Below are 11,641 nucleotides of genomic sequence, written 5' to 3' on the forward strand. Positions count from 1 at the left end.
ATCGCTTGCGCCAACAAGGTATTACATCACGTCTACGCCATGCTCAAAAAAGGGCAACCTTTCGCTTCTTAGAAACTGCTTATCCCATAAACTTCCAGTAAGTGGAGGTTTATTTGCTATGCTTAAAATCAGTATATCAAAAATCTCTTTCCTACAAAACTGTCTATTGACAAAGTATTAGCTGGTTTTTTCAAAACTTGCCGTTACAGACAGCTCGGGGAACCGTATCATAAGTAGGGCGAAATATACCTACAAACGCGCGACATCCTAGGCGCTGAAGAACGCCATCGACTTCTTGTACCAGGAGTGGAACAAGAAAGCCGCCGGTCTCGTAAGCTACGGGGTTCATGGGATCATGCCATGGACAGTCCTCTTATTGAATTCAATTCGATTTCGCTCAATAGATACGCTGAACCATACCACATAAGGACCATAGAAGCAGGGGAGGTCAAAATGTGTAAATTGGCTTATGCTTTTATTGTACTACACAATGATTGGGTTTGAATGGTAGATTTATTATTTAGAATAGGGCGTAATCCCATTTGTATACAGGTTGTCCACTAACTTGAAAAAATCTTCAGACGATAAATCCTTTTGTCGCTGGAGCCAAAGACGAAATAAAGAAAGGGATGTTGAGAGGTAAAACTCAATCAAGTACGGCGTTATGGAATGGTTTTGCGGAAAGTTTAATTCCAATCTATCCAAGGTGATTTCTCTTTTTAAGCGATTTAAAAAACGAGTGCTTCCATAATCGCCCAGGAGGGCACTGAGAATCGAGAGATACTCCCTTTTGTCCAAACAATGGAGCGCATTTTGGACCGTGTGCATAGATAACTCTTTATTCGCCAATTCTTCTTTTATGTAGTTCAATAAATTATTTTCAACAAAGTCTAACAGTTCGTAAATATCAGAAAAGTATTGATAAAATGTACTGCGGTTATATCCTGACTTCTTCGCAATCTCTTGAATGGAGATTTTTTCAATCGGCTTTTGGCTATATAACTCACAAAAAACATCTATAAAAATTTGTTTTGTTTTCTCCGTTGTTTCTGGCTGCTTTTTCATTTTATACTCCTATTCGAACAAGAATATCATCCGACAAATAATAAAAAACTGATGGTTGATAAAGGAATAATAAAGATCTATGATCACATTATACAACATGTTGTCTGATGATTAAAAGGAAATGTTGAAAAATAGGGGTGGTTTTATGTCAGCAAAACAAAATAGAGTTTTAATTTTTGGTGCAGGTGTTATAGGCAGCGCATACGCAATCAAATTCATTGAAGCAGGAATTGACGTCACTCTGTTTGCGCGTTCTAATAGATTTACAACATTGAAAGAAAATGGCCTTCAATATTATGGAAAAGGTGCGGTTAAATCTATAAAAGTAAATGTCATTGATACGCTTGAAAATGATGATGTATATGATTTTATTTTCGTTACAGTTCGTTACGATCGATCCGAATCAGCGTTGTTAGCATTAAAAGACAATCAAAGCAAAAATATTGTTACGATGATTAGCAATTCAATTGGATTTTCTTCGTGGCTGGATATTGTTGGAGATAGACTTTTACCAGCTTTCCCCGGTGCCGGCGGACAGATTAAAGATGGAATTTTGTATGCCCGGTTTCCACCAAAGGTTCTAGTGGCTACTATGTTTGGAGAAATTAATGGTTTAGTGACAGAACGTGCAGAAAACCTCGCAAAATTATTTGAAACAGCAAAACTTCCCTACGCAATTAATAAGGATATGAAAGCTTATCTAATCACACATTCAGTATCGGACATTGCCATGCTTAGTGTTTTACATTCTGAAGATAAGATCATTGACGAAAAAACAGCTAAAACCAGAAAAACGGCACATAAAATAACAATCACTTTAAAAACGTATTTAAAGGCAATCCAAAAAGCTGGCATTGCTATTAATCCATCTGCACTCAAAATTGTGCTAAAATTCCCTAATTTGATTTTGGATTTTTTCTTTATGATATGGCTCCGGACTAAAATGGTTAAGGATATGATGTTGCCGGATTATGCGAGTAGCGCAAACAATGAAATTGTGTGGTTGAATAACGATTTATTGAAGTTTTTAAATCAAAATGATATCGATCTGGAAATACATGCTTAGTGATTTCCGTTCGTTCAAAATAAGCACACGCTTATACGCCGAGAAAAAACGTTGCACAACGGTCATCCATGAGCGTCAAATGAAAAAAATCGCCAGAGACGACAAACTGCTGCGGGAAATGATTGCAGCCATAGACAAAGACTTTCATGTGTTGAAATTATTTCGCGGCGGGCTGCAAAACTTCCTGTTACAGCTAGCGCGGAGAACCGTATCATAACCCGTACTGAGCTAACGGGGAACGATAGTTGAATCACCGACAATCTGGCCGCCGATTACTTCGGTGGCCTTCAGTGTGCTTATTAAGCAGATTTGATCAAAATCGCAGGTGGGGTAGGAGGTTGGCCGTTACACGCCGCAGCTCATTTTCCGCCGATAGCCCCGTTAAGCTGAACCGTATCATAAGTAGGGAGAAATCTGAAAACAGAAAATGAGTTCGATTTTCTGGAACTTCTTAAGGCTTGCAGGTTATGTGAGCTTGGAAACCTAGCTCTTTACAGGTATAAATAAAGGAAGATAATAGCCAAAAAAGTTGAATGGTTTGTGCCGAAGTATTGCCGCCTTCCCTCAACTCAGTGAGTTCAGATAGAATTCTACTTTTTGTAAAACTTAAGATTCCACTTTCAACATTATCTCCTTTCCGCATCATAGAAATATTTGATCCAGAGTAAAGAGAATTCCAACGGGTCCTTTTTTGTTCAAGTTGAGTAGTTGATGGAGTCATATTTCCTATATTTTTTAATGCTTGACTGATCACAACTTGGAGTCGCTAGCCGAAAATTGGGATGATGCATACTTTGCATGATAAAAGCAAACGCTTTTTTGGTTATACACGGAAATAAAATCAGCGAATTCATTCCCCAAGTCGTCACAAAATAGATAGTTTGGATCAGGTGCGAGGACTGAATCGACAAAATCAAAAAGAGTGTTTCTACCAAATCGAGTCATATGAGAGTTAACGGTACCTTTTTCTGAGAGGATGTTTTCGAGTGCCGGATACTCTTCAAAAACATCTATAAAATTTTCTAGATTTTCAAGTAGTTTACTATCTTTGAACAATCTTTTGTTTGTATACACTACATCAAACTCGGAAAATGTTACCATAAAAAATACGCGGCACCATTTAAAATTAAACGATCTATTATAGTACCATAATATGGATTAATATGTCGATTTACCCAATTTTAATTAAAAAGTAGGGGGTTTCAAGCAATTCAATTCTAAGGAGTAATAACTAGTTGATGCTGAAAAGGTGACTCCTCGACAATCCAAAGAGAAACCCCTCCCACCATTGTTGTCAGAAGAAGGGGCCATGCTTAAAAATGCTTCTCAGTCTCCTCAATGTAACTCGACGCTGCCGACACGCTTCCTGTCGTCTACCGTGATCCTCTTCACTATCAAGCTTAGCGGGGTCTTGCGTGACGGGTTCGGCCTGGTCGTCCGTATTTCTAACGATAGCTTCGATCGGCGAGTGAACTCGGGTTCGAGATGGCTAATGAGGTCATTCAGACATCCGGCGAACAGGTCCCGGTCGATCACGTCTATCTGGTATAGTCTGAGATACTTGCGCCTCTTTCCTCAATTCCCACTTATGCATGCTATTTCGACTTGAGACAGAGAAAATTAATGAACTGGTAGGTAATCTAGAACGCATGTTCCAAACTAATCATCTTGTCGCAGAAAAAGTGGAAGATATCAGTTATCAATTTGCCCAAACATTTAAAGAGAATCTGGATTCGCCGGTAAAGATCGGGTATTCGGTAGAATCTGTGGCGGTGGGTAGTCGAAGCCAGAAAGCCACCAATTCGGAGATGGTTCAAAAGGTATATGATTTTGGCGAGATGATTGAAAATCTAAAGTTGTCTGTTGGGCAAATCTATCAAAAATCAAATCGGGTATTGAACCTCAATGCACAAGGACTCGAACATATACATGTACTTGACTACTTGCTTACCGACAAAGCCGATTTGAAGCAGCGGGTAAACGAAATCAGCAAGATTGTTGATGTCATTAAGTCGGTTTCTGACCAAATGCATTTGTTAGCCCTTAACGCATCTATAGAAGCAGCAAGTGCAGGAGTGCATGGGAGGGGCTTCGAGGTTGTTGCTCTGGAAGTTCGGAAGCTGGCCGCGGAGTCCAGAAAGGCAACAGAAGAAATTGGGCGTATGATTCAAAATATAACCAATAGTATCCATCTGGCAGACCGCAATATGGAGAAAGTAAATGCGATTGGTTAATTAACCATAGGGACAGCTTAATGTATGCATTCATAAAACGGATCAAGTCAGCTCATCTGAGCTTCTGCTGAGCAAGTAGCAGGCCAGCTCAAGCCGCAGCATATGTTCAGGCTCTTTGAGGGAGAGATGCAACGTGTCCTCGATTTTCTTCAATCGTTGATACAGTGTGTTCACATGAATATGAAGATGCTCAGCTGTCTGTTGAATGGAGCGGTTCGTTCTTACGTAAGCCATTAAGGTCTCCTCCAGTCGACTTCCGTTCGATCCTGAATCCCGAAGCGGCCCTATTACCTGGTAGACGAACGCCTCCAGATCCTCTGATGATTGCTGCAAAAAGAGCTGATTAACTCCGATCTCGGGATAGTACATATAGCCTGATCTTTTTTTGGATAAAAGATAGGTAAGTGCCTTATTTGCCTCCGCATAGCTTCCCGCGAGTGATTTTAAACCGGTGAAGCTGCTGCCTACGCCAGCACGCAAAGTGCCATCCCCATACTGCGACCACTCCTTGAATAGCGCTGTTAGATGCTCCTTGAGATTATGCTCAGACTCGTCATCTGTAATCTGGACGATGGCAGTCAATCTGTTATCCAATGCGAATACAACAGCTGCTTTTTGTTGGAAGGTCTTTTTTACTAGAACGATCAGCCGATATATTTGTACATTCATTAACTGCACACCAGGGAGCGGGAGCAGATTGAATATAATCGCACATGATTTCTGTTCATCTATTAAGCCCATCTCCTCGCCTTTGCGGCGAAGAGCAGATATATCCTGCAAAGAGAGTAATTCATTGAACCGGTCATTGGCCTTCTTATGATAATAGTCGGCTTGAGATTGCTTGCGAACCATCTCTAGTGAAAGAATGGAGCTGCCTTGCTCGAGAATAAGCCGATTCAGCACACTAAGCTCCCTCGGCAGCTCGATAATGACGAAGCCGAGTGTGGCATCTGCTGCGAAGATCGGGACCACATGTCGTCGGATAATCCCCGTTGCTGTCTCCTCTTCATAAGTAGCAGGCTCTCTCCGCGAGCTGAATTTGCGCTCAATAGCAGCAATGGACACCGATGCCCTCGCTTTCTTATTAGAAGCTGTAACGGCATATTCGATTAGATCAATGAATATGAGCTGCATGCCGATCATTTTCTCAAGCTCACGCAAGATAACAGCAGTGCCTTTATTCCTTAGTGAGAGCTTCATTAATCTAGCGTGGATTTCATCGCGCTTGACGAGCATCTGGTTCTGGCGCTGAACTTCGCTGAATAGCCTAGCATTCTGGATGGCGATGGCAACCTGATCAGCGAAATTCTGCAGCAGCACAAAATCGTAATCGGTGAAAAGCGGATAGCTGCCGAATTGATACAGAATGAGAACACACTCGGGCTTGCCATTAACTTTAACAGGAACACAGAGAACCCCCTGGTGATCCGCGAAATCATGAGAATGAGAGGCTTGAAAATAGTTCAAATTGTTTTCAGACATATTGGAAGCTGCTCTGCTGATTGCCTCGAAACTATGATAGGCACGCGGGATGCCCTCTAGAAAAGCTTTGCCGATCATGCCTTCTCCAGGCTTCATGCGCATGAGACCCATCGTTTCATTCACAAGCTGCTCGGAGACGGTGCGTACCTTCAGAACGTCCTCTTCTTCGTCGTACATCCACAGTACACCCGTTGTAGCAGTTGGAATAACAGCCATCGTATTGTTCAAAATTTCGGACAGCAGCTTGTCCAGATCGAGCAAAGAGGTGACACTCTGGATACTATTATTCATTTTATGCAGCGTATCGCTCTGACGGGAAATGACATACTCAATGTAATAGGGAGGAAGGGAGGCTGATAGGCGTTCTAGCAGCTTATCTGCATCGGGATTGGTGAAGTCAAAGCAGCGGACCGTAATTCGAAGACCAGTCGGATAGCGGAGATGAAGGTCTGTGCAGCCAAGCTCTTCATGAGCTTCCAAGAAGGAAGCTTCAGAGGCAGCTGATGTCGTCTCAGGCGGAGCCGCCTTTTGCTGACCTTTGGAAGCTAACAACTGGAAAGGCTGTCCTTTTTCACCTGCCCAGAGTTGAAAATCGGCGTTCTTTAATTCCCGTGTTATATATTCTTCCATAATATTGAGCCCCCGAATCGATTGAAATGAAGAAATATGTGTATTCACCCACAATATTACCTATTAGTTATAGAGTATCATATATTGTTTTGAGTAACTAGCTTAGCTATTATAAGTACATGTTCGGTTATATAACATCAGATTAAGGGGTTGAGGGATCATGACAACAACAAGATTTGCATTCAAATGGAAGTACCTGATTTTAGTATTGTTGTTCTTAGGGTGGTCAGTTGGGAACCTTGACAGGTTCGCAATTAGTTATGCCGTGCTTGGCATTACAGAGGACTTGGGACTTAATGCTTCATCGACAGGCATCATCTTGAGCAGCTTCTTCGCTGGTTATGCGCTTATGCAGCTACCAGGTGGATGGCTTGCTGACAAGTTCGGCTATCGCAAGGTTATTATAACCTCTATCATTCTATGGTCTATCTTTACAATCCTTACCGGTATTGCTTGGTCGTTAACTTCATTGATTCTCGTACGGTTCCTGTTCGGACTTAGCGAAGGCAGCTTCTTCCCATCAGCTTCCAAGGCGATCACCAACTGGTTCCCTACTAATGAGAGAAGTCGGGCCATGTCGATTATGCTGACCTCCGCCTCCGTTATGGGTGTTGTAACGCCTATCGCAGCTACTCAAGTTATGGCTAATAATGGATGGCGTTCTTTATTCTACATTGTAGGAGCAATTGGTCTTGGCTTCGCTGTATTGTTCATTTTCTTCCTGAAGGAGAAAATTAAACAGGAGACGAAGCCTGTACCTGTAGTGAAACAGGGAGCTGTCAAAACAGCCGTTAAAGGGGCTCCGCTAAGAAGTATTCTGAAATCCGCATTCGTATGGAAGCTGTTCATCGGCTATTTCAGTATTTATGTTGTGAGCTGGGGTCTTAATTCTTGGATGCCAACTTATATGATGAATGTTCGTGACCTTGATCTTGCATCTATTGGTTACCTGTCGGCTATACCTGCTTTTGTCGGAATATTTGCAATGGTTATTAGTGGTATTGTGCTTGATAAGCTTCCACGAGGAAGAGAGCTGCAGGTTGCTGCAATCTCAGCTATCCTCATTGCCGTTCTTCTCTATTTAATGGAAACAGCTAGTTCAACGGGGATGTTCATTGCTTATCAGTGCCTCATTATCGTATTCCAATCCTTTGTTATTATTCTGATTGCGTCAGCTGCTCTGAAGCATTTGCCTGAAGAAAGCGCAGCTACCGCTAATGGCTTTATCAATACCGGAGCGCAGCTTGCTGGCTTCTTGGCACCTACAATGATTGGTTTCATGGTACAAGCTTCCGGCGGTTCTTATTCTTCCGCTTTTTTTCTGATGATGGCATTCGCCTGTGTCTCTGCAGTATCTTTGATGCTTATTTTTAGAAGCAATAAGACATCCAATGTTGCTATGAAAGAAGGAATCGTGAATGAATAAACAATTGGCAGATCAAATATCTGAGCTTATAAATACAAAGAGCGAGAAAATTGTAGAGGTTAGCGATGCGATTTGGGATTTCGCAGAGATCCGGTTCGAAGAGTTCAAATCCTCTGCGTTATTGGCTGATACGCTGGAAGCAGAAGGGTTCAAGGTCGAACGCGGTATTGCAGGACTGGAGACTGGCTTAATTGCCAGCTTCGGCAACGGCGGTCCGGTAGTGGGCATTCTCGGAGAATTCGATGCATTAGCGGGACTTAGCCAGCATGCAGGGGTCTATGAGAATGATCCTATTGAAAAAGGCGGAAGCGGTCATGGCTGCGGCCATAACATGCTAGGAGCGGGTGCGCTTGCGGCTGCGATTGCTGTTAAGGACTATTTGCTGGAATCTGGAATTGCCGGAACAGTTCGTTATTACGGCTGCCCGGCAGAAGAGAGCGGCTATGGTAAAACGTACATGGTTCGCGAAGGTTATTTCAGTGATGTTGATATCGCGGTATCCTGGCATCCGGCTACTATGAACATGGTTCTGTCGTCATCCAGCCTGGCTGTTATCCATGCCACCTTTAGATTCAAAGGGAAAAGCACGCATGCAGCGGCATCGCCGCATCTCGGAAGAAGTGCTCTGGATGCAGTAGAGCTAATGAATGTGGGTGTCAACTATATGCGGGAGCATATGATAGATCAAGCGCGCATTCATTACGCGGTTACGAATTCAGGAGGCACCTCGCCGAATGTGGTACAACCGGAGGCGGAAGTTACTTATCTGATTCGGGCTCCGAAATCGGATCAAGTCAAAGTGCTGTATGACCGCGTTGTCAAAACAGCTCAGGGTGCGTCACTTATGACGGAGACCTCGATGGAACATGTTATAGAGGGAGCTTGTGTGAACTTGATTCCGAATAATGCGTTGGAAAGCGTTATGCATAGCTATATGAATGCGTTGGAGCTTCCTGAGCATACAGAGGAAGAACTGGCGGAGGCGAGGGCTGCCTATGCTTCCCTTCCTGAGGTGGATAAGACGAGCGCACTCGGAATGCTGCCGAAGCCGTTACGCGAAGGGGTTGCTGAGCATCCATTGCTAAGTGAGGTACTGCCTTACAATCCTTCGAACTCTCAAATGATGGGCGGCTCGACGGATGTTGCCGATGTAAGCTGGGTTGTTCCTACTGCCCAATGCATGACCGCGACATATGCTTACGGCACGCCATTCCATGCTTGGCAGACGGTTACGCAGGGCAAGTCAACTTATGCCCACAAAGCGTTGCTTCTCGCTGGTAAGACGATGGCTTGTACAGCTGTAGAAACGCTGCTGAATCCAGAGCTAATCAAGCAGGCGAAGGCTGAGCTTGTTGAACGGCTGGATGGCGAGAGATATGAATGTCTTGTTCCGAAGGAAATCACTCCACCGCGGATGTCTGAACTAGCGGATAAACAGGCAGTTACTGTCTAGTACCTGGAGGTACCAATCCAATGCGATTTAAAGATGTATTTTCTATTATAGGTCCGGCTATGGTCGGACCTTCAAGTTCACATACAGCCGGGGCAGCCCGTATCGGACGCTTCGCCCGGCAGCTCCTTGGGCCACAGCCAGATCGTGCTGAGGTATTGTTCTACGGCTCATTTGCAGCTACGTATCAAGGTCATGGAACGGATGTCGCTATTATCGGAGGGTTGCTCGACTGGCAAACTGATGATCCCCGCATTCCTAACGCTCTGCAAGAGGCAGAAGCACGCGGAATAGTTGTCACTTTTGATGAGGGGAAAGGGTTGTTCTCCCATCCGAACACGGCTAAGCTGATCCTCAGTTTAGGAGAAGGAGAAGCGAGAGCAGAGCTCGTTATGATTGGCACCTCCATCGGTGGAGGCAACATTGAAATTACTGAAATTGATGGCTTCAGCGTCAGACTGTCCGGCGTATATCCGACTGTGATTGTTCGTCACCAGGATTGGACAGGAGTTGTGGCGAGCATTACTGATGTGATGAGACGAAGCGGACGCAATATCGCGCATATGTCGGTCGACCGGAAAGCTAGAAGCGGTGATGCATTGACCGTTCTAGAGCTTGATAGTCTGCTTACGGCCGATATGATAGATGAAATTACACGGTTAGACAATGTGGACACAGTACGTACAGTTGATCTAGCGGCTGTAGGGCTGTCATCAAGGGAAATACGATTATATTGAAAATTGGCTAAAGAAGGGAGCAGAGTGTCATGAATTTTCGCAACCTAGAGCAATTAGCGTCCCTAAGTACAGAAAAGGGCTTAACGATAGGCCGTCTTATGCTAGAGGAACAGAGTCTTGAATCGGGGCGGACGCCCGAAGAGGAATTCGCTACAATGGCGGAGTATTACCGCATTATGAAAGAGGCAGTTGAAAGAGGCTTGACAGAGGATACGACATCCCGCAGTGGTCTGACTGGTCGAGATGCACAGCGGGTAATGGCATTCGGAGAAGGACAGGAATTGAATCTTGGGCAAGCGGCAGGCGAGGCTATGGCTTATGCGCTAGCAGTATCCGAGATAAACGCATCAATGGGCAGAATCATTGCTACTCCGACGGCAGGCTCGGCTGGCATTATTCCAGGCGTGTTCGTTAGCATCCAGAAGCGCTTCGGATTCGATGATGAGCATATGGTATACGGTCTATTCGCTGCAGGTGCAATCGGTTATGTCATCGCTAACAATTCCTTCGTATCTGGAGCAGAGGGCGGTTGTCAGGCTGAGGTAGGCTCAGCTATTGGCATGGCGGCAGGCGCTCTAACAGAGCTGCGCGGAGGCACGCCCGCCCAAGCGGTGCATGCGGTCGGACTCGGGCTGAAAAATACGCTTGGCCTGATCTGTGATCCTGTAGGCGGATTAGTCGAAATTCCTTGTATCGTGCGCAATGGGTTCGGAGCAGTGACTGCACTCGCGGCTGCCGATATGGCACTTGCCGGCGTGCGCAGTGTCATTCCGTCTGATGAGGTTATTCAGGTTATGCTTGAGGTAGGATCAAGCATGCCTGAGAAGCATCGTGAGACAGCTGGCGGTGGGCTTGCCCAAACACCTACTGGCAAAGCGATTATGAGCAGCCTTAGGAAGAAATAGAACCTTAGTGTTTATTGAAGAAGGCGCGCCGCCGTATGCGGCGTGCCTTTTGTGCGCTTGGCAGCGTATCGTGCTAACGGGTGAAAGTCCCAAGTATGTGCGATTATCTCCAACTACTCGGCGCATGAAGACAAAATCCTGCTGTGTCTTCATGATCCTCATTCTTCCACTTCTCCTGAAAATGGAAATGACCCCTCGAAAAGGGGTCTTGTACTGGGGCACTATCATGATATATGTCTATAGATGCGTTCGTTTCACTAGTGTGGAATGCGAGAAAAGTTATACAATTTCCTGGTATAGGCTTTCTACATCCTTCAGCAGATTAGGTATCCAAGTTTCTGATCCAGGGATTATATCTGTACCACCATAAACAAGCCAACGTAATGTTTTAATCAGCCAACATAAACCGCCTATTTGCAATTGCCAGTTCAGATGATCAATTTGAAGATCAGTTACTTCAAGGTATGCTGAAACCATTTCTTCTCTTGAAAGATTACTCCAAGCGTGTGCTTCCGTAATCAAGCAATATAGGTCTCCAAGATGAGGACTTAGATATGAAATGGACCAATCGATCGGCATAATGCCATTGTCTTGAATCAATAGGTTCTTTGCATGATAATCATGATGTACTATTGAGGTGGGTACC

At 44.4% G+C, this 11,641-nt stretch carries 10 protein-coding genes; 7 read left to right on the top strand and 3 right to left on the bottom strand.

What is annotated here, in order from left to right:
* Positions 1-516 precede the first annotated feature (516 nt).
* On the bottom strand, positions 517-1,065 hold the full coding sequence (locus tag BLS49_RS23880; protein WP_091236557.1) for a TetR/AcrR family transcriptional regulator: 549 nt from the start codon (positions 1,063-1,065) through the stop codon (positions 517-519).
* Positions 1,066-1,210: 145 nt separating this feature from the next.
* On the opposite strand from BLS49_RS23880, the gene BLS49_RS23885 reads away from it, so the two are divergent.
* The 3 genes from BLS49_RS23885 (at position 1,211) to BLS49_RS23900 (ending at position 4,365) form a co-directional block, all read left to right on the top strand.
* The gene (locus BLS49_RS23885) at positions 1,211-2,131 is read left to right on the top strand and encodes a ketopantoate reductase family protein (RefSeq protein ID WP_091236559.1); all 921 of its coding nucleotides are present in this window, start codon (positions 1,211-1,213) and stop codon (positions 2,129-2,131) included.
* Positions 2,103-2,348, top strand: coding sequence for a hypothetical protein (locus BLS49_RS24945; protein WP_175471529.1), 246 nt, complete (start codon positions 2,103-2,105; stop codon positions 2,346-2,348). The genes BLS49_RS23885 and BLS49_RS24945 overlap by 29 nt, the downstream gene beginning before the upstream one ends.
* A 1,432-nt stretch (positions 2,349-3,780) precedes the next feature.
* Positions 3,781-4,365 (top strand): methyl-accepting chemotaxis protein, encoded by a 585-nt coding sequence (locus BLS49_RS23900; RefSeq protein WP_245742761.1) that lies wholly within the window; start codon positions 3,781-3,783, stop codon positions 4,363-4,365.
* A gap of 42 nt (positions 4,366-4,407) precedes the next feature.
* Here BLS49_RS23900 and BLS49_RS23905 read toward each other — a convergent pair whose 3' ends face one another.
* A complete protein-coding gene (locus BLS49_RS23905; RefSeq protein ID WP_091236566.1) occupies positions 4,408-6,477 on the bottom strand; it encodes a helix-turn-helix domain-containing protein in 2,070 nt (689 codons plus the stop codon).
* A 160-nt stretch (positions 6,478-6,637) separates the two neighbouring features.
* Here BLS49_RS23905 and BLS49_RS23910 point away from each other — a divergent pair, with 160 nt between their 5' ends.
* The 4 genes from BLS49_RS23910 to sdaAA are packed head-to-tail and all read left to right on the top strand — an operon-like array spanning position 6,638 to position 10,995.
* Positions 6,638-7,903 (top strand): MFS transporter, encoded by a 1,266-nt coding sequence (locus BLS49_RS23910; protein ID WP_091236568.1) that lies wholly within the window; start codon positions 6,638-6,640, stop codon positions 7,901-7,903.
* Positions 7,896-9,356 carry a M20 family metallopeptidase gene (locus BLS49_RS23915; protein ID WP_091236569.1) on the top strand — a complete coding sequence of 487 codons (1,461 nt, stop codon included), beginning with the start codon at positions 7,896-7,898 and terminating at the stop codon, positions 9,354-9,356. The genes BLS49_RS23910 and BLS49_RS23915 overlap by 8 nt, the downstream gene beginning before the upstream one ends.
* A 20-nt stretch (positions 9,357-9,376) precedes the next feature.
* Positions 9,377-10,090, top strand: coding sequence for an L-serine ammonia-lyase, iron-sulfur-dependent subunit beta (sdaAB, locus tag BLS49_RS23920; RefSeq protein WP_091236571.1), 714 nt, complete (start codon positions 9,377-9,379; stop codon positions 10,088-10,090).
* Between the two features lie 29 nt (positions 10,091-10,119).
* A complete protein-coding gene (gene sdaAA / locus BLS49_RS23925) occupies positions 10,120-10,995 on the top strand; it encodes an L-serine ammonia-lyase, iron-sulfur-dependent, subunit alpha (protein WP_091236572.1) in 876 nt (291 codons plus the stop codon).
* Between the two features lie 279 nt (positions 10,996-11,274).
* On the opposite strand, the gene BLS49_RS23930 is transcribed toward sdaAA, so the two are convergent.
* The coding region (locus BLS49_RS23930; protein ID WP_139173178.1) for a phosphotransferase at positions 11,275-11,641 on the bottom strand (367 nt) is incomplete at its 5' end.

This window comes from Fontibacillus panacisegetis, from assembly GCF_900102215.1.
Lineage (GTDB): Bacteria > Bacillota > Bacilli > Paenibacillales > Paenibacillaceae > Fontibacillus > Fontibacillus panacisegetis.

Coding starts and splice junctions, on each gene's coding strand:
- BLS49_RS23880 (WP_091236557.1), bottom strand. CDS start 1,065: ATGAAAAAGCAGCCAGAAACAACGGAGAAAACAAAACAAATTTTTATA.
- BLS49_RS23885 (WP_091236559.1), top strand. CDS start 1,211: ATGTCAGCAAAACAAAATAGAGTTTTAATTTTTGGTGCAGGTGTTATA.
- BLS49_RS24945 (WP_175471529.1), top strand. CDS start 2,103: ATGATATCGATCTGGAAATACATGCTTAGTGATTTCCGTTCGTTCAAA.
- BLS49_RS23900 (WP_245742761.1), top strand. CDS start 3,781: ATGTTCCAAACTAATCATCTTGTCGCAGAAAAAGTGGAAGATATCAGT.
- BLS49_RS23905 (WP_091236566.1), bottom strand. CDS start 6,477: ATGGAAGAATATATAACACGGGAATTAAAGAACGCCGATTTTCAACTC.
- BLS49_RS23910 (WP_091236568.1), top strand. CDS start 6,638: ATGACAACAACAAGATTTGCATTCAAATGGAAGTACCTGATTTTAGTA.
- BLS49_RS23915 (WP_091236569.1), top strand. CDS start 7,896: ATGAATAAACAATTGGCAGATCAAATATCTGAGCTTATAAATACAAAG.
- sdaAB (WP_091236571.1), top strand. CDS start 9,377: ATGCGATTTAAAGATGTATTTTCTATTATAGGTCCGGCTATGGTCGGA.
- sdaAA (WP_091236572.1), top strand. CDS start 10,120: ATGAATTTTCGCAACCTAGAGCAATTAGCGTCCCTAAGTACAGAAAAG.